Source organism: Streptomyces sp. 7R007 (assembly GCF_054850255.1).
In genome coordinates, this window is sequence record NZ_JBTWMV010000015.1 from 27,736 (window position 1) to 52,986 (window position 25,251).

The window sequence follows — 25,251 nt, forward strand, 5'->3', positions numbered from 1 at the left end:
CCCGTGGATGACCGACTGGCGAGCCTGCTGGACGACCTCTACCGGGAAGGGCGGGCCCACGACGGCCCGTTGGCCGACCGGCTGCTGCGGCTGCGCAACATGACCCCGGACGCCGCCCGTCTGATCTCCCTGCTGATCCGCGTCCAGCGCAGCACCTCGGTCCTGGAGATCGGCACCTCCAACGGCTACTCGGCGATCTGGTTCGCCGACGCCCTCCGGGACACCGGCGGCCTGCTGACCACCGTGGAGACCGACGAGGCGCGCGTCGCCGAGGCACTGCGCAACCTGGAGCGCGCCGGGGTCCGGGACCACGTGCACGTCGTCCACGCGGACGGCGCCGACGTCCTCGCCCGCACGCCCGACGCCTCGGTCGACCTCGTCGTCCTGGACGCGGAACGGCCTGCGTACGTCGAGTACTGGCCGCATCTGCGGCGCGTGCTGACGCCGTACGGCGCGGTGGCCGTCGACAACGCGGTGAGCCACCGCGAGCAGGTGGCCCCCTTCCGCGAACTGCTCACCGCGGCCGAGGACTTCGACGTGGAACTGCACGAGGTGGGCGACGGGGTGCTCACCGGCGTACGGGTGCGCTGACCGCCGTTCCCCTTGCCGGCGTGACGGCGAGAGGGCACACCGCCCCGGGGAACGCCGTGAGCCCCGGCCCGGAGGTGCTCCGGGCCGGGGCTCCGCGGTAGGCCCTGTGGGACTCGAACCCACAACCAATGGATTAAAAGTCCACTGCTCTGCCAATTGAGCTAAGGGCCCAGGCGATGTTGCCCCCACGAGCATAGCCGGACGTGGCCGTCTCTCCGATCGGGTATCGGAGACACGGCCGCGTCGGCGCCGTGAAACGGCGGGAGTGTTACGGATCTACCTTTTCGGCGGCCCCCGCCCGCGCCGCCTCGCGCGCCCGCGTCCGGTCGTGCGCCGGGTTGAGGAACCAGTGCCGGGCCGAGGCCAGCCACCAGGTCGCCGCGAAGCCGAGGACGACCAGGACGGCGACCGGGGCGTAGTTGAAGGTCTCCGAGGTGACCGGCGAGACCTGCGGCAGCATGAACAGGACGGTGATGACAGCGACCCAGGCCACCGACACCCACCCGATCAGCGTCGACCAGCGGCCCAGGTGCCACGGCCCCCGCTCGAACGCCCCGCCCTTGCGCACCCGCAGCAGCGTCGGGATGACGTAGGCGATGTACAGGCCGATGACCGCGATCGACGTCACCGCCGCGTACGCGGTCACGTTGATCAGGTACGGCAGCCCCAGCACCAGCGCCCCGGCCGCCGCCAGCCACACCGCCGCCACCGGGGTGCGCGTGCGCGGGCTGACGGTGTGCCACACCCTCGAGAACGGCAGCGCCCCGTCCCGCGAGAAGGCGTAGATCATGCGGCTGTTGGCCGTCACCGACGCCATCCCGCAGAACAGCTGCGCGCCGATCACCACCAGGAGCAGGAGCTTGCCGGCCGTGGCGCCGAGCGCGTCCAGCAGGATCTGGGCCGGCGGCGCGCCCGTCGCCGAGCCGAGCTCCTTGTCGTAGTTCTGGATGGCGAAGGTGAAGCCCAGCAACAGCACGAAGCCCGCTATCCACGACGTCCAGATCGACCGCACGATGCCCTTCGGGCCCGCCGTCGACGCGTCGTGCGTCTCCTCCGTCATATGGGCCGAGGCGTCGTAGCCCGTGAAGGTGTACTGGGCCATCAGCAGGCCGAGCAGCACGACGTACACCCCGCTGCCCCAGCCGGTGTTGTTGACGAACTTCCCGAACACGAAGGACGCCGACTGGTGGTGGTCCGGTACGAACGTCAGCGCGCCGACGATCCCGCCGACGCCCAGCACGTGCCACCACACGCTGATGTCGTTGAGCAGGGCGACGATCTTCACGCCGAAGGTGTTCAGCAGGCCGTGCAGGAGGAGGATGCCGGCGAAGAGCAGGACCGTGCGCCCGGGCGTGACCTCGAAGTCGAACTGGAGGTTCAGGTACGCCCCGAGGAAGGACGCGGCGCCGAAGTCGATGCCCGCGGTCACCGCCACCTGGCCCAGCACGTTGAACCAGCCCGTGAACCACGCCCACGCGGCCGCCGAGCGGGGCGGCGCCAGGCGGTGGGCCCAGAAGTAGAGACCGGCGGAGGTCGGGTAGGCCGAACAGATCTCGGCCATGGACAGCCCGACGAACAGGGTCATCAGACCGACCGCCACCCAGCCCCAGGTGATCACCGCCGGGCCGCCCGTGTTCATGCCGAACAGGTAGAGGGTGAGGCAGCCCGACAGGACCGAGATGATCGTGAAGGAGACCGCGTAGTTGGAGAACGCCGACATGCGGCGGGCGAGGACCTGCGTGTAACCGAGCTGGGCAAGCCGTTCTTCGTCGGAGAGACCCGACTGCCCGCTCGCTCTGGCGTCATCTGTCATGCCCCGAGCGATTCCCGCGCCGGAGCCGTGACATGCGTCACGCAGGGACACGCTATGGCTAAAAAATGCCCTTGTAGCCCTGCCAGCCCGTGGCGATCCGCACCCGCGCCCCGAACGACCCCTTGCCGTCGCCGGCGTTGCGGTACAGGGCACCCGAGGAGTCCCGCTCGACGATGTCGCTCCTTCCGTCCCCGGTGACGTCCCCGACGCCGACGACCGTGTTGTACGAGCCGCCCCACGCGCCGAACAGCTTCACCCGCGCCCCGAACGTCCCCCTGCCCGTGCCGTAGTAGCGGTACAGGTTGTTCGCCTTGTCCTGCGCGAGCAGATCGCCGATGCCGTCCCCGTTGAGGTCGCCGACGCCGACGATCTTCTTGTACGTCTTCCAGTCGGCGTAGAGCCTCACCCGCGCCGACAGCTTCCCCGCGCCGGTGGTCGTGTAGAGGTAGACCGCGCCGGTGGAGGCGTTGCGGGCGACCAGGTCGGCACGGCCGTCCTTGTTCAGGTCGCCGGGCGAGGTGAGGACGTCGTACTGGTTCCATCCGCTCGCGCCGAGGGTCGTGTACGGCGTCGACGGGGTGAGGGCGGCGCCGCAGGCGGGCCGGTACGCGCGCAGCGCGCCGCCGGGGGTGCGCACCAGCACGTCGTTGCAGCGGTCCTTGTCCAGGTCGCCGTACGGCACGGCGAGCGTCTTCGTCGACCAGCCGCTCCCGGAGACCTTCCCCGAGAACGTGCCCTTGCCCGTCCCCCGCTGGAAGGTCAGCGTGCCCGAGGAGTTGAGGGTGAGCAGGTCGCCGACGCCGTCCGAACCGACGTGGTCGTGGCGCACCGGGCTGCCGGTCCCGATCCGCACGGAACCGGTCACCTCGAGCGGCGCCCCCACCCCGTCGGCCGGCGTGACGGACAGCGTCCACGCGTACGTCCCGTTCGGCAGCGGCACGTCCCCCGGGGCCGTACGGTCCATGCCGGACCAGCCCACGGACAGCTCGCCGCGCGTCTCGGCGGTGCTGTCCGCCGTGTCGACGACCTTCCCGGTCGCCTTGGAGCGCACGGTCAGCCGCCAGCCCGACGCGGGCTTCGACAGCAGCAGCGTGGTCAGGGTGTCCGGCGTCGTGTCGACGGGGACCGGGTCGACCGAGGGGGCGTTCCGGGCGGGCGAGAGCAGCCGGAGGGGCTGCTCGGGCACGCCCGACGGCACGAGGTGGATCTGCTCGCCGGCGTCCACGTAGGCCGCGTCGGCACCGGACTCGTCGACCGTCCAGCGCACGTCCCGCTGTGAGACACCGGTGTCGGGCAGCTCGCCGACGACCCGGCTGACGGGCGTCCCGCCGGCGACGGCCGTCAGGACGAGCCGCCCCGCTGCCTTGTCGTGCGTGACGACGTACCCGTCCCCGAGCTTCGCCTCGTCGGCCGGCACGGGCACGGACCTCTTCGCCGTACGGTCGTAGACCGCGGCCGTCCGGCCACCGCAGTTCCAGTACAGGTACCGGCCGTTGGCCTGGAGTTCGGTGGGCGCGCAGCCCGCGGTGTCGAGGGTGAGCGTCTCGACGGTCTTCTGCGCCGCCAGGTCGTACGCGCTGACCCGACCGGGGACCGTGGCGCTCGCCGTCCACAGCAGGTCGCCGGAGAGGGCGGCCGCGGCAGGGGTACGGGTGACCTTGGCGGCGCCGCTGTCGCCGATCGCGTAGACGAACTGCTGGGTGTCGGCGGTGTAGAGGACGTACGTGCCGGAGACATCGGTGATGCGCCCGGCGGGTACCTCGTGTTCCCACAGGGAGTTCCGCTGCCCGGGGCCGTCCGCGCGCAGGTCGTAGACGGAGTCGCCGCTGTTCTGCTCCAGCCACACCGTCCGCCCGGCGGCCGAGCCGAACAGCTGGGCGCAGCCGGGGCTGCACGAGCTGGTCAGCACGTCCGTGCCGTCGTAGCTCGACCGCGGACCGTACGTGGGCGTGCCGGTCGCGGCGACGACCCGACCGTAGGTGTCGCGCATCCCGGCGTAGCTCGCGTCCGCCTCCACCAGCCGCCCCTGGTCCAGCGACAGCCCCGTGATCGGGTACGGCGGCTTCGGCAGCGCCTTGACCAGGGTGACGACCGGCGCGCCGCCGGCGCCGGCGGTGACGCGCTGCACACCCCAGTCGTCGGCGCCGGTACGGCCGACCACGACCGCCGTGCCGTCGGCGGCGAGCGAGATGCCGCTGTTCGACGCGGCGAGCAGGGTGACCGGGGCGCCGCCCGCGACCGGCACGGCCACGACCTCGCCCCGGCCGCCGGGCTGGTGGACGAGCCAGTCCCCGACGATCGCGAGCCCGCTGCTCGACACCGCCGAATCCAGCGCGACCGCGACCGGGGCGGCCGTCAGGTCGGCGCGGGAGTACACGTACGCCGTGGTGGCACCCCCGCCGGCGTACGCGACGACGTGGTCGGGGGAGAGTCTTACGGCGATGTTGGCACCGGTGGGCAGGGCGGACGTCCAGCTGCCGACCCGGCCGGTCGCGGGGTCGACCAGCACCAGACGGGGGGAACCGTCCAGGGTGGCCCGGAAGACGAACCCGTCCGCGTCGCCGCGTACCGGTCCGCCGAGCACCATGCCGTCCGGGGCGCCGCCGACGACCACCTCGTGCGTCGTGCCGTCGGCGCCGGGAGTCAGCAGACGCTTGATCCTGGCGGTGGTGCCGTCGGCGTAGGTGACGTTCTCATTGGTGGCGACCGTGGTGCCGAAGACGCCGTAGACCGACTGGTTCGCGGGCACCTGGACCGTGCCGGTGGTGCCGTCGGCCGCGTTCCACAGGTCGATGCGGCCGTCGCCGTGACGGTAGGCGAGGACGTCGCTGCCCGTGCCGGTGTTGTAGAACGTGCTGTCGCCCATGACCGACGGCGTGTCGAAGGACGCGCCGTCCGCGTACCGCGTCCACACCGCCCGGGAGTGGCCCTCCAGCGTGTGGAACACCCCCTGCGCGCCCGCACCGTCGCCGCCCCCGGCGGAGTAGTTGGTGTACAGGAGGGAGGCGTTGAGGTTCGTGCTGCGGTGGTGGCCGGTACGACCGTCTCCTGCGCGGTGTCGGCCGCGACGGCCGTTCCCACCGGGCCGAGGGCGGTGACCAGTGCCGCGGACACGGCGACCGCGACCGCCGCGGACACGAAGGCGTGACGTGCCAAGGTGAGTCCTCCCCGGAGAAGGAGGGACACAGGCCGCTGAGGTCCCCACCCCGGCTGTCATGTCCCCCTCTGAAGTGAGCCGATCTTACGCCCGCTTCGGAGAGCTGGGGCCGCGGTGCCCCGGACACGACCGAGCGCCGCGCCCCCTTCCGGGAACGCGGCGCTCGGCGATGCGTCACACAGTGTCAGCCGTTGCGCTTCCAGCGCGGCTTGTCGTCACGGCGGCCGAAGGAACCGCCGCCGCGGTGGTCGTCACGGCGGCCGTACGGGCGCTCGTGGCCGCCGGTGCGGAAGCCGGGACGGTCGTCGCGGCGGTCGCGGTTGAACGGACGGTCGCTGCCACGGTGGCCGCCCCGCTCGTCCCGGCGCTCGAAGGAACGGCCCGGACGCTCGTCACGGCGCTCGAAGGAACGGCCACCACGGTCGTCGCGGCGGTCGAAGGAACGGCCACCACGGTCGTCACGGCGCTCGAAGGAACGGCCCGGACGGTCATCGCGACGCTCGAAGGAACGACCGCCACGGTCGTCACGACGCTCGAAGGAACGGCCACCCCGGTCGTCACGACGGTCATCGCGACGGAAGCCGCCACGGTCGTCACGACGCTCGAAACCACGCCCACCACGGTCGTCACGGCGGAAGCCACCGCGGTCGTCACGACGCTCGAAGGAACGGCCACCACGGTCGTCACGACGGTCGTAGGAACCCCGCTCGCCGCGCTCCTCGCGCCGCTCCCGACGCTCGTACGGCGCCTGCGCCGGCGCCTGTGCCGCGGCCTCCGCCCGGTCGACGTCCTGCGCGGCCGGCTGCTCGGGCACGGACACCTCGGCCGCCACCGCGGCGACGGTCCCGGCGTCCGCGGCCTGCGCCTCGGCGACCGCCGCTTCCGGGTCCTCGCCGCGTTCGCGGGCCACCCGGGCGACCAGCCGGTCGGCCTCCTCGCGCAGCTCGGTCGCGCGGCGCTGCGCCCGCTCCAGCTGCTTGGTGAGGTGGGCGACCTCGCGCTCGGCCTGCTGGGCGGCGTTGCCCGCGGACTCGGCCTGGACCTCGGTCATCGAACGGGCGCCGGTGATCTCGGCGACCTCCGGGTCGAAGGCCGTACCCGAGTTGATGATGTGCCGCGAGGCGTCGACGCCCGCGTCCTCCATCAGCCGGAAGATCTGGCGGCGCTGGTGCGGCAGGGAGAGGGAGACGACCGTACCGGTGCGGCCTGCCCGCGCCGTGCGGCCCGCGCGGTGCAGGTAGTCCTTGTGGTCGCCGGCCGGGTCGACGTTCAGCACGAGGTCGATGCCGTCGACGTGGATGCCGCGGGCGGCGACGTCGGTGGCGACGAGGACGTTGACGTACCCGTCCTTGAAGTCGGCCAGGGTCCGGGTGCGGGCGCCCTGGGTCATGCCGCCGTGCAGCGCGTCGGCCTTCACACCGGCGTCGCGCAGCTGCTCGGCGACGCGGTCGGCGCCGAGCTGGGTGCGGACGAAGATGATGGTGCGGCCCTTGCGGGAGGCGATGGCCGCGGTGACCGGCGCCTTGTCCTTGGGCTTCACGATCAGGATGTGGTGGGACATCGTCGTGACGGCGCCCTGGGCCGCGTCCACCTCGTGGTGGACGGGGTTGTTCAGGTAGCGGTCGACGAGGGTCTTGATCTCGTTCTCCATGGTCGCGGAGAAGAGCATGCGCTGACCGCCGGCCGGCACCTGGTCCAGCAGCTCCGTCACCTCGGGCAGGAAGCCCAGGTCGGACATCTGGTCGGCCTCGTCGAGGACGGCGATCTGGACGTCCTCGAGGGAGCAGGCGCCGCGGTTGATGATGTCGCGCAGGCGGCCCGGGGTGGCGACGAGGATGTCGACGCCGCGCTCCAGGGCGTAGATCTGGTTGCCCATCGACGTACCGCCGCAGACGACCTTCATCTTCAGGCCGAGGACGTCGCCGTAGGGCTGGAGCGCGTCGGCCACCTGCATGGCGAGCTCACGGGTGGGCGTGAGGATGACGGCGCGCGGCTTGTGCTTCTGCGTGTGACCGCCGGCCAGCTGGGCCAGGGTCGGCAGACCGAAGGAGAGGGTCTTGCCGGAGCCGGTGCGGCCACGGCCGAGGATGTCCTTGCCGGCCAGGGCGTCCGGGATGGTCGCGGCCTGGATCGGGAAGGGGGTGGTGACGCCGTTCTGCGCGAGCTTGCGCACGACGCCCTCGGGGAGACCGAGGTCGGCGAAGGTGACCTCGGGGGTCTCCTGCTCGGTGCCCTCGGGCACGACGACCTGGTCGGTGGAACTGGAAATGGACATGCGTATGCGAAACCTTCCGGAGTCTCGTCGGCACGCGCCCGTCAACTCCGTGATTCGCAATCGACCGCCTCTATGCGGTCCGCCACGGCAAGGGAGAGTACGCGCCACACGGCGCGCTCTGCAGTGGCGCCGGGCAAATGGGATCAAACGATCTACCACCATACGCACCCTCCACCCCCCAAGGCAAACCAAGCCCTGGAGACCCTCGTCACGTCCGGGGCCCGAAGGCCGCAGCCGGCCGGCTCGGCCGTGCCGCTACGCCGGTGTCCCCGCCGCCGGGGCCGGTTCGCGGTCGGTGAGTTGGGCTCCCGTCTCCTGGTGGGCGGAGGAGGAGGGCTCGGCGGACGGGGGCGGCTCCGGCGGGGCGGACGTCGGATCGACCGTGGCCGTCGGCTGCGGGTCGGCGCTCCGGGTGGGCGTCGGCTGCGCCTGACTGGGCACGGGCCCGCCGGGCTGCTCACTGCGGCCGGGCTTGGCGGCCTTCCCCCCGGCCGGCGCGGACGCGCTCGCGGACGCGGAGGCCGACGGGGACGCCGACTCCCCGTCCTTGCCCTTCTTCCCCCCACGCTTGCCGTCGTCGCCCGCCGCTCCGGCCCCCACGCGCCCGCCCCCGGACACCGCGGTCCCCCCGTCGGGCGCCTCCCCACCCCGCTGCCCCGCCGAGTGCGAGGGCTTCGCCTTGCCGCCCGCCCCGTCGTCCCCCACGCTCATACAGCCGGCGGCAGCGGCGACGGCCATGACGGTGGCAGCCAGACGGACGGGTACGTTCAAGGGGCGCACGGCAGCCACCTCCGAGGCGGACGAAGAAGTCAACCTGCCCAACTCCACTCGCCCACAAGAAGACACGCGCCCCGCTCACCCGTACCCGAGCGCATGCAGCCGGGCATCGTCGATCCCGAAGTGATGAGCGATCTCGTGCACCACCGTCACCTCGGTCTCCGCCACCACGTCCTCCCGGCTGTCGCACATCCGCAGGGTCGGGCCCCGGTAGATGGTGATGCGGTCCGGCAGCACCCCGGCGTACCACTCGCCCCGGTCCGTCAGCGGAGTGCCCTCGTAGAGCCCGAGCAGCTCGGGGTCGTCCGCCGGCGGCTCGTCCTCGACGAACACCGCGACGTTGTCCATCAGCCGCGTCAGCTCCGGGGGGATCCGGTCGAGCGCCTCGGCGACCAGTTCCTCGAACTCCTCGCGCGTCATCTCCAGCACAGGCCCATTGTCGGCCACGGCGCGCCCGTACGAGAGTCATCGACTCTCTCGCATATCCGCCCCCGGACTTGGGCATACGGGACCAATGTCCCGCGTCCCCGCCGTCGCCGTGAACGTCGTGACCGTTGTGAACCGTCTGCGCAAGTCCCCCCGCACCCTTCTCCGCCGCCACCGCGCCCGCCGCTCGCGCCCGGCCCTGGAGCTGGTGCCGCAGAGCCGTCCCTGGGCGCGGGCCCTGGGGCTGGTGGCCGTCGTGCTGCTGGGCGCCTGGCTCGGCCTGCTGGTCGTCGGGAACGTACGCGTCCCGGTGGGTCCCATGAACACGACGATGACCCTGCGCCCGTCCGTCTCCGGCGGCACGAAGATCAACGTCTCGCCGCTCGGCGCGCTGGAGCTGAGCACCCACCACGCCCCCGTCCGCCTCGACGTCAACGTCGACCAGCTCGACCCGGTCCGCGCCCAGGCCCTCGTCGACCACCCCGAACGCCTCTCCGGCCTGCAGGACGAGGTCGCCCGCGACGTCGAACACGGCACCCTCGACCTCGCCGTACGCTCCTGCGTGGCCGTCGTCGTCGGCGCCACCGCCCTCGGTCTCGCCGTCTACCGCCGGCCCCGCCGCGCCCTCGCCGCCGGCGCCACCGCGCTTGCCCTCCTCGTCGCCTCCGGCGCCTCCGCCTACGCCACCTGGAACCCCGACTCCGTCCTGGAACCGAAGTACTCCGGCCTGCTCTCCTCGGCCCCGTCCCTGGTCGGCAACGCGCGCAACATCGTCACCGAGTTCGACGTCTACCAGAAGGAGCTGGCGCGCCTGGTCACCAACGTGACCAAGCTGTACGACGTCACGTCCACGCTGCCCGCCTACCAGCCGGACCCCACCACCGTCCGCGTCCTGCACGTCTCCGACATCCACCTCAACCCGGCGAGCTGGAAGATCATCGCCTCGCTCGTGCAGCAGTACAAGGTGAACGTCATCGTCGACACCGGCGACACGATGGACCACGGCACGGCCGCCGAGAACGGCTTCCTGGACCCGATCGCGGACCTGGGAGCGCCGTACGTCTGGGTCCGCGGCAACCACGACTCCGCCGCCACCCAGCGCTACCTGGAGCGCATGAAGAACGTCCGCGTCCTCGACGACGGCCGCGCCGTCACCGTCGCCGGACTGCGCTTCGCGGGCATCGGCGACCCCCAGTTCACCCCCGACCGCTCCAAGGCGATCGGCGCCGACGAGTCGGAGCAGCTGGCCGGCGACCGCCTCGCCTCCGCCCTGAGCGACCAGAAGGCCGCGGGCACGCCGGTCGACGTGGCGATGGCCCACGAACCGTCCGCCGCCCGCGAGGTCGACGGCGAGGCGCCGCTGGTCCTGTGCGGGCACCTGCACCACGAGGGCGACGAGATCCTCGAGTACGGCACGCGGCTGCACATGGAGGGTTCCACCGGCGGCAGCGGGCTGCGGGCGCTGGAGCACAAGTACCCGGCGCCGATCGAGGCGTCCATCCTCTACTTCGACCGCGACACCCGCCGCCTCCAGGCCTGGGACGCGATCAAACTGGGCGGTCTCGGCGAGACGACCGCCGAGGTCACGCGTCACCTCCCGGACGAGAACAAGCCGGGCGCCACACCGTCCACCGCGACGCCCTCCGCCTCCGCCCCGTAAACCGTTTTGGCGATACCTCCCGCCATCCCATATGCTTCTCACGTCCCCGACGCGCTGAGAAGCGCCCAGGCGGGCCGATAGCCCTCATCGTCTAGCGGCCTAGGACGCCGCCCTTTCAAGGCGGTAGCACGGGTTCGAATCCCGTTGGGGGCACGCAGTACGGTGTGCGACACTGTCGTACGCAGTCGCTTGGTCCTGTGGAGCAGTTTGGAGTGCTCGCCACCCTGTCAAGGTGGAGGCCGCGGGTTCAAATCCCGTCAGGACCGCAAAGGCTCTGCGAAGAGCCTTGACGGCTGGGTAGCTCAGTTGGTACGAGCGTCCGCCTGAAAAGCGGAAGGTCGCCGGTTCGACCCCGGCCCCAGCCACCGTCGCCCTCACCGGGCTCTCACCCCCTCCGGGATCATCCGGAGGGGGTGTTCTCTTTCCGAGCACGACCGGCACCATCGATAATCGGCTCGGCATCGGGATGAGTGCTCGCGGAAGACAGCCGGCCACTCGGAGCGGTTCAGCGCAGGGCGGGGATCATGAAACGAGACGCGGCGAAGACCGTGCACGGGGACGGGCTGGAACTGGCGCGGGCGCGGTACGGGCTGCTCGCGGTGGTGGGCAGCAATCTCGCGATCGTCGTGGTGGCGGTCGTCGGGATCTGGCGGCTCGACGGCGACAAGGCGGTGACCGTCGGGGTGCTCACGGCCGCGTTCACCGCGGTGAGCAGCATGACCACCGCCTATCTGGGGATCAAGGCCGTGTCCAACACGGCGCGGTCCATCGCGCTGGGCGACGGGGCGCAGCGCCGGCCGCAGCAGCCGGCGGCACCGGAGGCACAGCCCGCGCAGGCCGCCCAGCCCGTGCGATCCGGGGCCGCGCAGCCCGTCGCGGGCGGTGCGCCGGAGCCGCACACGTCGTAGGCGTCCGGTACGTGACCCTCCGCGGCGAGCGCCCGGTACAAATCGTTCGCCACGGATTTCCCGGGGATGAGATCCTGGATCGCGTATGTCTACGCATCCTGCCCCCGCCACCCCGGCCCTCGGCGCCCTCGCCCCCCGCCTGACCGAGCTGTCCCTGCGCGACGCGCACCGGCTCGGGCGCAGGCTCGAAGGTGCGCGCAAGATCCGTAAGCCGGAGGCCCGGGCCGCCGTTCTCGCCGAGATCGAGGCGGAGGTCGCCAGGGCCGAGGAGCGGATGAGCGAGCGGCGCGGGCGGGTCCCCGCCGTCGGTTATCCCGAGCAGCTGCCCGTCAGCCAGAAGAAGGACGCGATCGCCGACGCCATCCGCGATCACCAGGTCGTCATCGTCGCCGGTGAGACCGGGTCCGGGAAGACGACGCAGATCCCCAAGATCTGTCTGGAGCTGGGGCGCGGCGTGCGCGGCATGATCGGGCACACCCAGCCCCGCCGTATCGCCGCCCGTACGGTCGCCGAGCGCGTGGCCGAGGAGTTGCGGACGCCCCTGGGCGAGGCCGTCGGCTGGAAGGTGCGGTTCACCGACCAGGTGAACCCGGACGCCACGTTCATCAAGCTGATGACGGACGGCATCCTGCTCGCGGAGATCCAGACCGACCGCGAGCTGCGCGCCTACGACACGATCATCATCGACGAGGCCCACGAGCGGTCCCTGAACATCGACTTCCTGCTCGGCTACCTGGCGCAGCTGCTGCCGCGCCGGCCCGATCTGAAGGTCGTCATCACCTCGGCCACCATCGATCCCGAGCGCTTCTCCCGGCACTTCGGGGACGCGCCGATCATCGAGGTGAGCGGGCGGACGTATCCGGTCGAGGTGCGGTACCGGCCCCTGCTCGAAGAGGACTCGGACGACGCCGACCGCGACCAGATCACCGCAATCTGCGACGCGGTGGAGGAGCTGCAGGCCGAGGGGCCGGGGGACATCCTCGTCTTCCTGTCGGGTGAGCGGGAGATCCGGGACACCGCCGACGCGCTGGAGAAGCGGAAGTACCGGTTCACGGAGGTGCTCCCGCTGTACGCGCGGCTCTCGCACGCCGAGCAGCACCGCGTCTTCCAGCCGCACAGCGGGCGCAGGATCGTTCTGGCGACCAACGTCGCCGAGACCTCCCTGACGGTCCCGGGCATCCGGTACGTCATCGACCCCGGCTTCGCCCGGATCAGCCGCTACAGCCACCGCACGAAGGTGCAGCGGCTGCCGATCGAGCCGATCAGCCAGGCCAGCGCCAACCAGCGCAAGGGCCGCTGCGGCCGTACGTCCGACGGCATCTGCATCCGGCTGTACAGCGAGGAGGACTTCCTCGCCCGGCCGGAGTTCACGGACGCGGAGATCCTGCGCACGAACCTCGCCTCCGTCATCCTGCAGATGACCGCGGCCGGCCTCGGCGACATCGAGAAGTTCCCCTTCATCGACCCGCCGGACCACCGCAACATCCGTGACGGTGTCCAACTCCTCCAGGAGCTGGGCGCGCTGGACCCGGCGCAGAAGGACGTACGCAAGCGCCTCACGGACACCGGGCGCAAGCTGGCCCAGCTGCCGGTGGACCCGCGGCTGGCCCGCATGGTGCTGGAGGCCGACAAGAACGGCTGTGTGCGCGAGGTCATGGTGATAGCCGCGGCCCTGTCCATCCAGGACCCGCGCGAGCGCCCGGCCGAGAAGCAGACGCAGGCCGACCAGCAGCACGCCCGTTTCAGGGACGAGACGAGCGACTTCCTCGCCTACCTCAACCTGTGGCGGTACCTCCGCGAGCAGCAGAAGGAGCGGGGGTCCTCGTCCTTCCGCCGCATGTGCAAGCAGGAGTACCTCAACTTCCTGCGCATCCGCGAGTGGCAGGACATCTACACCCAACTGCGCACGGTCGCCAAGCAGATGGGCATCCACCTCAACGAGGACGACGCCCCCGCCGACCGCATCCACGTCTCGCTGCTGGCCGGATTGCTTTCGCACATCGGCATGAAGGACGTCAAGGACGGCGCGAAGAACGAGTATCTGGGCGCCCGCAACGCCAAGTTCGCGATCTTCCCCGGCTCGGCGCTGTTCAAGAAGCCGCCGCGGTTCGTGATGTCGGCGGAGCTGGTGGAGACCTCGCGGCTGTGGGCGCGGGTCAACGCGAAGATCGAGCCCGAGTGGGTGGAGCCGCTTGCCGGGCACCTGCTGAAGCGGACGTACAGCGAACCGCACTGGGAGAAGGACCAGGCGGCCGTGATGGCGTACGAGAAGGTCACGCTGTACGGCGTCCCGATCGTCGCCCAGCGGAAGGTCAACTACGGCCGGATCGACCCGGAGGCCTCGCGCGAGCTGTTCATCCGCAACGCGCTCGTGGAGGGCGACTGGCGCACGCACCACAAGTTCTTCGCCGACAACCGCAAGCTGCTGAGCGAGGTCGAGGAGCTCGAACACCGCGCCCGGCGGCGGGACATCGTCGTCGACGACGAGACGCTCTTCGACTTCTACGACGCCCGGGTGCCCGAACACGTCGTCTCCGGCGCCCACTTCGACTCGTGGTGGAAGCGCAAGCGGCACGAGCAGCCGGACTTCCTGGACTTCGAGCGGGAGATGCTGATCCGGGAGTCGGCCGAGGCGGTCACCAAGGCCGACTATCCGGACTCCTGGCGTCAGGGGCAGCTGAAGTTCCGGGTGACCTACCAGTTCGAGCCGGGCGCGGACGCCGACGGTGTGACCGTCCACATCCCGCTCCAGGTGCTCAACCAGGTCACGGACGAGGGCTTCGACTGGCAGATCCCGGGTCTGCGCGAGGAGTTGGTGACGGAGCTGATCCGTTCCCTGCCCAAGCCGATCCGGCGCAACTACGTGCCGGCGCCGAACTTCGCCAAACGCTTCCTCGACACGGCCGTCCCTCTGCGGGAGCCGTTGACGGTGACGATGGCGCGCGAGCTGAAGCGCATGGTCGGCGTGCCCTTCGAGCCCGAGGACTTCGACTGGTCGAAGGTGCCGGACCATCTGCGCGTCACGTTCCGGATCGTGGACGAGCGGCGCCGCAAACTGGGCGAGGACAAGGACCTGGAGGCGCTGAAGCTGCGGCTGAAGCCGAAGGCGCGCAAGGCGATCTCGCAGGCCGCGGCGGCGACGGCCGAGCGGACCGGCGGGGAGTCGCTGGAGCGCAAGGGGCTGACGGACTGGACGATCGGTTCCCTCACGCGTGTCTTCGAGACGCGCCGGGCCGGCCAGCCGGTGAAGGCGTATCCGGCCCTGGTGGACGACGGCGACACGGTGTCGGTCCGCCTCTTCGACACGGAGGCGGAGCAGGCGGAGGCGATGTGGAAGGGCACCCGCCGCCTGATCCTGCGCAACATCCCGGTCAACCCGGCGAAGTTCGCGAGCGACCGCCTCACGAACGCCCAGAAGCTCGCCCTGTCCGCCAATCCGCACGGCTCGGTCCAGGCGCTGTTCGACGACTGCGCGATGGCGGCGGCGGACAAGCTGATCGGGGACTTCGGGGGGCCGGCGTGGGACGAGGAGTCGTACCGGAAGCTGTACGACAAGGTGCGCGCGGAGATCGTCGACACGACGGTCCGTGCGGTGGGGCAGGTGCAGCAGGTGCTGGCCGCCTGGCAGGCCTGTGAGCGCCGTCTGAAGGCCGTACGGAGCCCTGCCCTGCTGCCGAACCTCCAGGACGTCCGCAAGCAGCTGGACGCGCTCGTACGGCCGGGTTTCGTGACGGACACGGGGTTGCGGCGGCTGCCCGACCTGATGCGCTACCTCGTCGCGGCGGACCGGCGGTTGCAGCAGATGCCGACGAACGTCCAGCGGGACACCACGCGCATGGAGAAGGTGCACGAGATGCAGGACGAGTACGCGTGGCTGCTGGAGCAGATGCCGCGCGGGCGGCCGGTGCCACAGCAGGTCCTCGACGTCCGCTGGATGATCGAGGAGCTGCGGGTCAGCTATTTCGCCCACGCTCTCGGCACGGCGTACCCCGTCTCCGACAAGCGGATTGTGAAGGCGATCGACGCGCTGGCGCCGTGACGGTCCGTTCACCCTGGGTGAGTTCGACCAGCGGCTCCCCCTCCTGTACAGTCTCTTCTCGCAGCGCAACGCACCAGCAAGCGCCGCGAAACCTGGTCCTGTGGAGCAGTTTGGAGTGCTCGCCACCCTGTCAAGGTGGAGGCCGCGGGTTCAAATCCCGTCAGGACCGCAGAGAAGGCAGCAAGAGGCCCGCATCCCGTGAGGGAGCGGGCCTTCTTCATGCCCGCGCGAGGGCTGCGGGGTGCCGGCGTCCGGTGGCCGGTAGGGGGCGGTGGCGTGCGGAAGCGGCGCCTCCCGCGAGCCGTACGTCTTGACGGCGTCACATTCGGTCGGTACCCAGAAATCAGGGCCCGTTCCCGCGTGGCCCCCTGGAGGTGGCGCATGGCGGCAACGGCGAGGCACGAAACGCGGGCGCTGCTCCGCGCCCACCTGTCGGCCGCGTCGTCGTACGGGCATCTGACCCGCCACTGCCCGATCTGCCACCACCTCCTGCGGCTGGCGATGGACTCCGCCCCGCGGGCCGCCGAGAGCCCGGACGAGGCCGTGGAGGACGAGAGCCCCGCCGACGCGTGAGCACCGCCGCCCCCAACACCCGTACCGCCGTGGGACGCTGGGGCTCACGCCCCCCTTTAGCGCACCTGCGCCGGAGGCGACAAGCTCTCCGGGATGTGACGGGTGTCACCGCATGAGTTTCTGAAACTGCGGTACTTACAACCGGCCTACAACAGGTCAATTTAATATGTGCAATTGCACCAGCTCGGACACGTCCCCGAGCGGCATCCCGGCGCCCCCTCCACAGGGTTCCGACAGCCCTCCCCAGACTCCGACAAGCCCGCTCACAGCCCGGTCGGCCGGCCCTCGCGACCCGCACAAAAAAGATCGCGCTGGACCCGGCGGAGTCCAGCGCGATCGACGACGCACCCTGTCACTTGCTTGGAAAGCCCCTAGGGGCTTGGGCGTGGGCCCTGTTGGGGCAGAACCCGCGTCGCTTGGAGCTAGGTTCCGGACGCCACGGCACGTTGTTGGGGGACCTGCCGTCTTGCCCGGTTATGGAGTTGTTCAGGCCTCGCTGCGCTGCTGCGGGATGCCCGCGAGCAGAGCGCGGACCTCGGCCTCGCGGTAACGGCGGTGCCCGCCGAGCGTGCGGATCGAAGTGAGCTTTCCGGCCTTCGCCCACCGCGTGACCGTCTTCGGGTCCACGCGGAACATGGTGGCGACCTCAGCCGGGGTCAGCAGCGGCTCGGCATCAGGGGTGCGAGCGGTCATGAGCGGCCTCCTCGGGAGAACCGAACCTTCTCGGTTCTTTCCTCTAAATTCTGCACCTTGACCCGCGTTGCCCGAAATGGCGGACGCGAGTCGAGTCGGTTATAGGACGAACGGCTTGTCCTCGGCACTACAACTACACCATCTGTCCAGCCGCGTCGGCCAAACCGATGGAATTGCCCTCCCAGGTAGTCATCAGCCGCGGAAGCCGATGGACCAGCCCATAGCGGACAGTCACGCCACTGTGACGATCAGTCACAGGACGATCAGGAGTCACCAGACCCCCCAAAGCGTGCAATGCGACGGAGTCCTCCCCGGACTCCTTGTCCTATTTTGGCACGAGGAGGGGCAAGAGACGCAAGGGCCGTGTAAGTGCGGTCCATCACGCTTGACAGCACTTGCACATCGCTTGAGGCGAACGCCCGTAACGTGACCTACGTCCGATGTTGAAGACGCCTCAGATACCTCAGGGGGAGGACGAAACCCCAAAACGGGCGTCACGTCAAACGCCAGTTCGTTACCTACGCCCGGATCTGGGGCTAGTTCGCCGACCGCCGGTCCCGGACCGAGCGCCAGCGGTCCACCAGGCGGGCGTAGGCGGCGCCCGCGGCCGCGCCGTCGCCCTGGCGCAGGGCCTCGATGCCGTCGGCCACGTCGGCCGCCGAGTGGTCGTCCTCCAGCTCACCGGCCGGCAGGGTGTGCACCAGGCCGCCGTAGTCGAGCTCGACCAGCGAGCGCGGGTGGAACTCCTCCAGCCAGCGCCCCACGTCCACCAGGCCCTCGATCAGCGGCCCTTCGTCGAGGGCGTCCTTCAGCGCCCGCAGCGCCCGGGCCACCCTGCGCCGGGCCTGCACCATCGGCGTGCGGTAGCGCAGCATGGGCGGGATCTCGCCGCTGCCCTTGTCGAAGCGCCGCTCCTCGTCCGACACCAGCACGAACCAGTGCAGCGGCACCTGCCAGGTCGAGGTGCGGATCCAGGGGCGGGCATCCGGGTTGCGCACCAGCCAGCGGTCGTAGTCCTGGGCGGCCTGGCGCCGTACGACCTCCGGCAGCACCGCGTCCAGGACCGGCTTCGGCAGCTCCTCGGGCAGCTCCCGCAGCGCCTGCCAGCCGCGCAGCCGGGTGCGCCAGGGGCAGACGCAGACCACGCCGTCCACGTCGAGCACGAACGCGTCGCTGCTCTCGTGCACCGGCACCGGGATCGGCGGGGTGGGCAGCAAGTCGGCCAGGGAGCGGCGCAGTTCGTCCTGGTACGAGGGCCGGTCCGGGCGGCGGGCGTAACGCGCCCAGTGACTGCGCTCGGGCTCGGGGAAGGCGGCCAGCGGCTCGTACACACGCAGGTACGTCGCGTACGGGACGATCACCGAGGACACCTTGGGCACGCCTGCTCCCTCCCCCGCCCACCACCGGGAAAACCTGCGGAACCCGCTGACAAACGCGCGGGAAATCTATCCAAATCGTCGCACGGCCCCACCCCGGTGGTAGGTGATCCTGAGCACTGCGCGGATGGCGGGGCGTCCAGGGTCTAAATTCGTGCTCACAGCCCCCGCCACCCACACGGGAGCTGATCCACCCGCCGCTACTTGCTTCAGGAGTCACCACAGTGACCGACGTAACCGGCGCACCTGCTGATGTACTGCACACCCTGTTCCACTCGGACCAGGGCGGACATGAGCAAGTCGTGCTCTGCCAGGACCGCGCGAGCGGCCTGAAGGCCGTGATCGCCATCCACAGCACCGCCCTGGGCCCGGCGCTCGGGGGCACCCGCTTCTACCCGTACGCCACCGAGGCGGAGGCCGTCGCCGACGCGCTCAACCTCGCGCGCGGGATGTCGTACAAGAACGCCATGGCCGGGCTGGACCACGGCGGCGGCAAGGCGGTGATCATCGGCGACCCCGAGCGGGACAAGACCGAGGAGCTGCTGCTCGCCTACGGGCGCATGGTGGCCTCGCTCGGCGGGCGGTACGTCACCGCGTGCGACGTCGGCACCTACGTCGCCGACATGGACGTCGTCGCGCGCGAGTGCCGCTGGACGACCGGGCGCTCCCCGGAGAACGGCGGCGCCGGCGACTCCTCGGTGCTCACCGCCTTCGGCGTCTACCAGGGCATGCGCGCCAGCGCCCAGCACCTGTGGGGCGACCCGTCGCTGCGCGGCCGCAGGGTCGGCATCGCGGGCGTCGGCAAGGTCGGCCACCACCTGGTCAAGCACCTGCGGGACGAGGGCGCGGAGGTCGTGATCACCGACGTGCGCGAGGAGGCCGTCGGCCGCATCCTCGCCGCGCACCCGGAGGGCGTCACGGCCGTCGCCGACACCGCGACCCTGATCCGCGTCGAGGGCCTCGACATCTACGCCCCCTGCGCGCTGGGCGGCGCCCTGAACGACGACACCGTGCCCGCGCTGACCGCGAAGATCGTCTGCGGGGCGGCCAACAACCAGCTCGCCCACCCGGGCGTGGAGAAGGACCTCGCCGACCGCGGGATCCTCTACGCGCCGGACTACGTGGTGAACGCCGGCGGTGTCATCCAGGTCGCCGACGAGCTGCACGGCTTCGACTTCGAGCGGTGCAAGGCGAAGGCGGCGAAGATCTTCGACACCACGCTGGCCATATTCGCACGTGCGAAGGCGGACGGTATTCCACCGGCCGCGGCGGCCGACCGGATCGCCGAGCAGCGCATGCACGAGGCGGCCGCGAAGGGCCCGCGCTGAGGTTTGGCCGGTACCCGCCGACGGGCACTTAGAGAGAACTCTCACGTTCGTCGGCGGGTCGACCGCCGATAAGTGGTTAAAATCGCGGTTGACCAGCGAGGACGGGGCGCCTCGAAGGTCCTGTGCACACGCGGCTGCTGCGGGCGACGTACCGTATGGGCGCGGGCTCAGGTACCGTGGAAGCCCTACGGACCGGCCTCTCCACGGAGAGTCCGTTCCGGATCATGAACGCGTGTCAGACTCTGGGGCCGTCGAGCCCCGTCGTTGAGGGGGTCGAGCCATGGGGCGCGGCCGGGCCAAGGCCAAGCAGACGAAGGTCGCCCGCCAGCTGAAGTACAACAGCGGTGGGACGGACCTCTCACGCCTGGCCGAGGAGCTGGGCGCATCGACGTCGAACCAGTCGCCGAACGGCGACCGTTTCGAGGACGATGGGCAGGACGACGACGACCTGTACTCACGGTACGCCGACCTCTACGAGGACGGCGACGAGGAGGACGAGGACGACCAGTCCTCCCAACACCGTCGCGGCGCTTGACCTTGTACTGAGCACCCACCCGGTCGGTTGACCTCGGTCACCGACCGGGTTCTGTGCTGCCTGCACGAGGTCGGCCGGGATCAGCCGGCGTAGTCGCCCACCAGAGCGGCACCGGTGGTGTGCTCACCCCGCTCGGTGATCTCGCCCGCCACCCATGCCTCGACGCCCCGGTCCGCGAGCGTCGCCAGAGCCACGTCCGTGGACTCCTGCGGCACGATCGCGATCATGCCGACGCCCATGTTGAGGGTCTTCTCCAGCTCCAGCCGCTCGACCCGGCCGGTCCTGCCGACGAGGTCGAAGACCGGGGCCGGGGTCCAGGTGGAGCGGTCGACGACCGCGTGCAGGCCCTCCGGGATCACCCGGGCCAGGTTGGCGGCGAGTCCGCCGCCGGTGATGTGGCTGAAGGCGTGCACGTCCGTGGTGCGGGTCAGGGCCAGGCAGTCCAGCGAGTAGATCTTCGTCGGCTCCAGCAGCTCCTCGCCGAGGGTGCGGCCGAGCTCCTCGACACGCGCCTCCAGGGACAGGTTCGCCTGGTCGAGGAGGACGTGCCGGACCAGCGAGTACCCGTTCGAGTGAAGACCGGAGGCCGCCATGGCGATCACCGTGTCACCCGTACGGATGCGATCCGCGCCCAGCAGCCGGTCGGCCTCCACGACGCCCGTACCGGCGCCGGCGACGTCGAAGTCGTCCGGACCCAGCAGACCCGGGTGCTCGGCCGTCTCGCCGCCCACCAGGGCGCAGCCGGCCAGCACGCAGCCCTCCGCGATGCCCTTGACGATGGCGGCCACCCGCTCGGGGTGGACCTTGCCGACGCAGATGTAGTCGGTCATGAACAGCGGCTCCGCGCCGCACACCACGATGTCGTCCATGACCATGGCGACCAGGTCGTGGCCGATGGTGTCGTACACGCCCAGCCGGCGCGCGATGTCGACCTTGGTGCCGACGCCGTCGGTGGCGGAGGCGAGCAGGGGGCGCTCGTAGTGCTTGAGGGCGGAGGCGTCGAAGAGGCCGGCGAACCCGCCGAGGCCGCCGAGGACCTCGGGGCGCTGCGTCTTCTTCACCCACTCCTTCATCAGCTCTACCGCGCGGTCGCCCGCTTCGATGTCGACGCCGGCAGCCGCGTAGGAAGCACCGGAGGATGGAGTCTCAGACATTGCCTGGGATCTTTCGGGTTGGTTGCTACGAGGCTTACGGGCGACGGATCGCGTCGGCCGCGGCCGTGGCTGCCGGACCGGCGGCCAGTTCGGTCTCCAGGAGCTGCTTGCCGAGCAGCTCGGGGTCCGGGAGCTCCATCGGGTACTCGCCGTCGAAGCAGGCGCGGCACAGGTTCGGCTTGGCGATGGTGGTCGCCTCGATCATGCCGTCGATGGAGATGTACGCCAGCGAGTCGGCGCCGAGGCTGGTGCCGATCTCGTCGATGGTCATGCCGTTGGCGATGAGCTCCGCGCGCGTGGCGAAGTCGATGCCGAAGAAGCAGGGCCACTTCACGGGCGGCGAGGAGATCCGGATGTGGACCTCGGCGGCGCCCGCCTCGCGCAGCATGCGCACCAGCGCCCGCTGGGTGTTGCCGCGCACGATCGAGTCGTCGACGACGACCAGGCGCTTGCCCTTGATGACTTCCTTCAGCGGGTTCAGCTTCAGGCGGATGCCGAGCTGCCGGATGGTCTGCGAGGGCTGGATGAACGTACGGCCCACGTACGCGTTCTTGACCAGTCCGGCGCCGAAGGGGATGCCGGATGCCTCCGCGTAGCCGATGGCGGCCGGGGTGCCGGACTCCGGGGTCGCTATCACCAGGTCGGCCTCGACCGGGGCCTCCTTGGCGAGGCGGCGGCCCATCTCCACGCGGGAGAGGTACACGTTCCGGCCGGCGATGTCGGTGTCCGGGCGGGCCAGGTACACGTACTCGAAGACACAGCCCTTGGGCTTCGCTTCCGCGAATCGGGAGGTGCGCAGTCCGTTCTCGTCGATGGCGACGAACTCGCCCGGCTCGATCTCGCGGACGAAGCTGGCGCCGCAGATGTCGAGGGCGGCGGACTCGGAGGCGACGACCCAGCCGCGCTCCAGCCGGCCGAGGACCAGCGGGCGGATGCCCTGCGGGTCGCGGGCGGCGTAGAGGGTGTGCTCGTCCATGAAGACGAGGCTGAAGGCGCCCTTGACCTGCGGGAGGACCTGGTGGGCGGCCTCCTCGATGGTCAGCGGCTTGCCGTCCTCGTCGACCTGGGCCGCGAGCAGCGCGGTGAGCAGGTCGGTGTCGTTGGTGGCCGCGACGCGGGTCGAGCGGCCGCTGGTGTCCTTCGGCAGGTCGGCGACCATCTCGGCGAGCTGCGCCGTGTTGACCAGGTTGCCGTTGTGGCCGAGCGCGATGGAGCCGTGCCCCGTGGCGCGGAACGTCGGCTGGGCGTTCTCCCACACGGAGGCGCCGGTGGTCGAGTAGCGGGCGTGTCCGACCGCGATGTGACCCTGGAGCGAACCGAGCGAGGTCTCGTCGAAGACCTGGGAGACCAGGCCCATGTCCTTGAAGACGAGGATCTGGGAGCCGTTGCTGACCGCGATACCCGCGGATTCCTGGCCCCGATGCTGGAGGGCGTAGAGCCCGAAGTACGTGAGCTTGGCGACCTCTTCGCCCGGAGCCCAGACACCGAAGACGCCGCAGGCGTCCTGGGGGCCCTTCTCACCGGGGAGCAGGTCGTGGTTGAGTCGTCCGTCACCACGTGGCACGGCACCGAGTGTAGGCGAGATCGACCACTGGTCCGAATTGGGGTTACTCGTCAGTAGTGGATCACTGGCTGGCGCGATCCCCTGCCGCTGCGGTGTTTTCGCTGGTCAGCGCGGTGCCGTCGTGATCGACCCGGCGGCCGGGCGCGCGCGTCAAGCCGCCCGGCGGGGTTCGTTCGGTCTTGATGAGTGAGGCGTCGCACATCATTCGGGTGCCGTGGCTCAGCTCATCACCGGCAGGAAGGCGCTCAGATCGGCCCGCTCGCCGCTCGCGCCGACCTTCGCCTCCTCGATCGCGTCCTTCCAGGCCAGCCGCCCGGTGGCGAGCCGCATCCAGGTCAGCGGGTCGGTCTCGACGACGTTCGGCGGGGTGCCGCGGGTGTGCCGGGGGCCCTCGACGCACTGCACGACGGCGTACGGCGGGATCCGCACCTCGGTCGAGCCGCCGGGGGCCTTCGCGGCCAGGGCGTCGGCGAGCAGACGGGTGCAGGCGGCGAGCGCCTGGCGGTCGTAGGGGATGCCGAGGCCGGGCACGGCGGCGTTCAGGTCGTCGGTGTGGACGACCAGTTCCACCGTACGGGTGACGAGGAGGTCGCCGAGGGTGATGGGTCCGGTGCGGAAGTCCAGGACGCGGCTGTCGGGGGTCCCGGCGAGGGTGCCGGCCAGGTCCTCGGCGACGACCGCCAGGGAGGCGTCCGCGTCCGCGGTGCGCCCGGCGATCCCGTAGGCCGCCTCGGACAGCGCGCCGGCGTTGGCCGCCGTGCCGAACGCCCAGTCCAGCACGGTGATCTCCGCTCGCGGCGGCTCCGGCCGGCCGACGAGCCGGGCCACGACGTCGACGCACATGCCGATGTGCGCGACCAGTTCGCGCACGGTCCACTCCCCGAGCCGCGTGGGCAGCGCGAACTGCTCGGGCGTGAGGGCGCGGACGCCCTCCCGGACGTGCCCGAACTGGGCCGTCACGGCGGCCCGGGTCTTCGCGGGGTCGTAGCTGCGGGCGCGCTTCCTGGCCGGGGGCATGGCGGCGAGCCTAACCGGCGCGGAAGGTCGAGGCAGCCGGATATCTGACGTCCGTGCAGCCCCGGCGGCGGGTGACGTCGTCGACGTAGGCGCGGAAGAGCCTCTGGTAGGCGGGCGTGGCGATCCGGTCGTAGCCGTAGGACAGGGTCAGGGTGTGGACCTGGGGCTTTCCGCCGCAGACGGAGGAGGCCCACCAGATCGGGTTGTCGGTGCTGCGGCCCGCCCGGCCCGGCTCGGCGTCGACCGGGGAGTCGCCGCCCAGGCTGGGCAGCTCGACGTTCTTCGCGTCCTCGCCGGAGTAGGTGTGGAAGCTCGCGAAGTACTCGCCGGGGCGGTCGGGGCTGCCGGCGCCGTGCGTCTCGGCGGCGTGGGCGTGGTACAGGCCGGCCGCGCGGCCCTTGCTGAGGACCAGGGCGCAGCGCTCGTCCCAGACCCTGGCGTCCGTACGGCTCTCCAGGACCTGGTCGGCGTAGAGCGAGCTCCTGGCGAGCCCCGTCCTGCGGTACCAGGCACAGGTGCCCTCGGCGGCCGGGACCGGGGTCGGGCCCTCGGTCAGGGCGGGTATGTGCTCGGGGGCGTCCGGCAGGCGCTCGGTGCAGCCGAGGCGGGCGGCGAGGTTGTTGGCGGTCTGCACGGCCGTGTCGGCGAGGATGCCGCGGTCGTGCGCGGTGAGCTGGCCGTGGTCGCTGAAGGGCGTCTCGGCCTCGGTGAACGTGGCCTTCGCCCACAGCGCCCCGACCGGTCGGCCGTCGGACTCGCCCTTGGCGCAGGGGAGTTCGACGGTGACGCCGGTGTCCGTGACGATGCCCGCGATGCCGCCGCCGAGGGGCTGGGGGGCGTAGGTGTGGTCGCCGTACGGGCCGTTCGGATCGAGGAGGTCGTCGAACGGGTCCTCCGGGTGCAGTGCCTCGCCCTGTCCCACGGCGCCGACCGCGCCGGTGAAGAACCAGCGCTCGCCGCTGCGCGAACCGGACTTCTCGCCCGCCTCGGTGCTGAATATCTCGCAGTCCTGCGGCAGCCCGGCGGCGAGTTCGATGGTGCCCTCGTCGGCCAGCCGGTGCGAGATGGTGCCGCCCGCCGGGGAGAGCGCGAGGACCCGGCCGGGCGGGACGAGCCCCGCGCAGGCCTGGTCGATCTCGTACCGCCCGCGCAGGACCTGCCAGATCTCCCTGCCGCTCCAGACGCTGCCCGCCACCGCGACCAGGCACAGCAGCACGTTCACCGACTTCCGCAGCCGCTCCGGTACGCGCACCCTTCCGTCCCCCGTGTTCTGATGCGGTGCGGCACTGATGACGCTGGCCGCGCTCATGGCCCTGCGGCTGCCCAGGTCCGCGTCGCCGTCCCTCGCCGCGGGACGGGTCGAGC

18 protein-coding genes and 5 tRNA genes are annotated in these 25,251 nt (G+C 71.0%); 11 read left to right on the forward strand and 12 right to left on the reverse strand.

The annotated features are described in order from the left end of the window. Nucleotides 1-3: 3 nt before the first annotated feature. Nucleotides 4-591 (forward strand): O-methyltransferase, encoded by a 588-nt coding sequence (locus ACYF6T_RS20750; RefSeq protein ID WP_461698289.1) that lies wholly within the window; start codon nt 4-6, stop codon nt 589-591. A gap of 98 nt (nt 592-689) precedes the next feature. On the opposite strand, the gene ACYF6T_RS20755 is transcribed toward ACYF6T_RS20750, so the two are convergent. The 6 genes from ACYF6T_RS20755 to ACYF6T_RS20780 all read right to left on the reverse strand — a co-directional run bounded on the left by ACYF6T_RS20755 (nt 690) and on the right by ACYF6T_RS20780 (nt 9,042). Beyond that, a tRNA-Lys gene (locus tag ACYF6T_RS20755) sits at nt 690-762 on the reverse strand. A 97-nt stretch (nt 763-859) separates the two neighbouring features. Beyond that, nucleotides 860-2,404 (reverse strand): amino acid permease, encoded by a 1,545-nt coding sequence (locus tag ACYF6T_RS20760; protein ID WP_461698290.1) that lies wholly within the window; start codon nt 2,402-2,404, stop codon nt 860-862. Between the two features lie 58 nt (nt 2,405-2,462). After that, nucleotides 2,463-5,351 carry an FG-GAP-like repeat-containing protein gene (locus tag ACYF6T_RS20765; protein ID WP_461698291.1) on the reverse strand — a complete coding sequence of 963 codons (2,889 nt, stop codon included), beginning with the start codon at nt 5,349-5,351 and terminating at the stop codon, nt 2,463-2,465. A gap of 394 nt (nt 5,352-5,745) precedes the next feature. Then, a complete protein-coding gene (locus tag ACYF6T_RS20770; RefSeq protein WP_461698292.1) occupies nt 5,746-7,836 on the reverse strand; it encodes a DEAD/DEAH box helicase in 2,091 nt (696 codons plus the stop codon). A gap of 255 nt (nt 7,837-8,091) precedes the next feature. After that, nucleotides 8,092-8,616, reverse strand: coding sequence for a hypothetical protein (locus ACYF6T_RS20775; protein WP_461698293.1), 525 nt, complete (start codon nt 8,614-8,616; stop codon nt 8,092-8,094). A 75-nt stretch (nt 8,617-8,691) separates the two neighbouring features. Further along, nucleotides 8,692-9,042 carry a metallopeptidase family protein gene (locus tag ACYF6T_RS20780; protein WP_041819691.1) on the reverse strand — a complete coding sequence of 117 codons (351 nt, stop codon included), beginning with the start codon at nt 9,040-9,042 and terminating at the stop codon, nt 8,692-8,694. Between the two features lie 85 nt (nt 9,043-9,127). On the opposite strand from ACYF6T_RS20780, the gene ACYF6T_RS20785 reads away from it, so the two are divergent. The 8 genes from ACYF6T_RS20785 (at nt 9,128) to ACYF6T_RS20820 (ending at nt 16,219) form a co-directional block, all read left to right on the forward strand. After that, nucleotides 9,128-10,699, forward strand: a complete 1,572-nt coding sequence (locus ACYF6T_RS20785; RefSeq protein ID WP_461698294.1) for a metallophosphoesterase family protein — start codon at nt 9,128-9,130, stop codon at nt 10,697-10,699. A gap of 80 nt (nt 10,700-10,779) precedes the next feature. Beyond that, nucleotides 10,780-10,852 (forward strand) — tRNA-Glu (locus tag ACYF6T_RS20790). 38 nt (nt 10,853-10,890) lie between these two features. Further along, nucleotides 10,891-10,965: transfer RNA gene (locus tag ACYF6T_RS20795), tRNA-Asp, on the forward strand. A gap of 25 nt (nt 10,966-10,990) precedes the next feature. Next, nucleotides 10,991-11,064 (forward strand) — tRNA-Phe (locus ACYF6T_RS20800). 159 nt (nt 11,065-11,223) lie between these two features. Further along, nucleotides 11,224-11,607 (forward strand): hypothetical protein, encoded by a 384-nt coding sequence (locus ACYF6T_RS20805; protein WP_461698295.1) that lies wholly within the window; start codon nt 11,224-11,226, stop codon nt 11,605-11,607. A gap of 85 nt (nt 11,608-11,692) precedes the next feature. Beyond that, entirely contained in the window at nt 11,693-15,646 is a 3,954-nt protein-coding gene (gene hrpA / locus ACYF6T_RS20810) for an ATP-dependent RNA helicase HrpA (RefSeq protein WP_461698296.1), read from the forward strand. 94 nt (nt 15,647-15,740) lie between these two features. Next, a tRNA-Asp gene (locus tag ACYF6T_RS20815) sits at nt 15,741-15,815 on the forward strand. Nucleotides 15,816-16,027: 212 nt separating this feature from the next. Then, entirely contained in the window at nt 16,028-16,219 is a 192-nt protein-coding gene (locus ACYF6T_RS20820) for a DUF6274 family protein (protein ID WP_461698297.1), read from the forward strand. A 486-nt stretch (nt 16,220-16,705) separates the two neighbouring features. On the opposite strand, the gene bldC is transcribed toward ACYF6T_RS20820, so the two are convergent. Together bldC and ACYF6T_RS20830 are read right to left on the reverse strand one after the other, a co-directional pair. Then, the gene (gene bldC, locus ACYF6T_RS20825) at nt 16,706-16,912 is read right to left on the reverse strand and encodes a developmental transcriptional regulator BldC (RefSeq protein WP_003949541.1); all 207 of its coding nucleotides are present in this window, start codon (nt 16,910-16,912) and stop codon (nt 16,706-16,708) included. Between the two features lie 536 nt (nt 16,913-17,448). Next, entirely contained in the window at nt 17,449-18,291 is an 843-nt protein-coding gene (locus ACYF6T_RS20830) for a hypothetical protein (RefSeq protein WP_461698298.1), read from the reverse strand. A gap of 221 nt (nt 18,292-18,512) precedes the next feature. Between ACYF6T_RS20830 and ACYF6T_RS20835 the strand changes: the two genes are divergently transcribed. After that, nucleotides 18,513-19,616, forward strand: coding sequence for a Leu/Phe/Val dehydrogenase (locus ACYF6T_RS20835; protein WP_461698299.1), 1,104 nt, complete (start codon nt 18,513-18,515; stop codon nt 19,614-19,616). A 280-nt stretch (nt 19,617-19,896) separates the two neighbouring features. Further along, a complete protein-coding gene (locus tag ACYF6T_RS20840) occupies nt 19,897-20,151 on the forward strand; it encodes a DUF3073 domain-containing protein (RefSeq protein ID WP_461698300.1) in 255 nt (84 codons plus the stop codon). A gap of 80 nt (nt 20,152-20,231) precedes the next feature. On the opposite strand, the gene purM is transcribed toward ACYF6T_RS20840, so the two are convergent. From purM to ACYF6T_RS20860, 4 genes are all read right to left on the reverse strand, one after another. Then, nucleotides 20,232-21,305: a phosphoribosylformylglycinamidine cyclo-ligase gene (gene purM / locus ACYF6T_RS20845; protein WP_461698301.1), complete on the reverse strand. Its 1,074-nt coding sequence runs from the start codon at nt 21,303-21,305 to the stop codon at nt 20,232-20,234. Between the two features lie 34 nt (nt 21,306-21,339). Beyond that, nucleotides 21,340-22,869, reverse strand: a complete 1,530-nt coding sequence (purF, locus tag ACYF6T_RS20850; RefSeq protein ID WP_461698302.1) for an amidophosphoribosyltransferase — start codon at nt 22,867-22,869, stop codon at nt 21,340-21,342. A 219-nt stretch (nt 22,870-23,088) separates the two neighbouring features. After that, entirely contained in the window at nt 23,089-23,886 is a 798-nt protein-coding gene (locus ACYF6T_RS20855; protein WP_461698303.1) for a maleylpyruvate isomerase family mycothiol-dependent enzyme, read from the reverse strand. Nucleotides 23,887-23,896: 10 nt separating this feature from the next. Next, a complete protein-coding gene (locus ACYF6T_RS20860) occupies nt 23,897-25,138 on the reverse strand; it encodes a hypothetical protein (RefSeq protein ID WP_461698304.1) in 1,242 nt (413 codons plus the stop codon). Between the last annotated feature and the right edge of the window lie 113 nt (nt 25,139-25,251).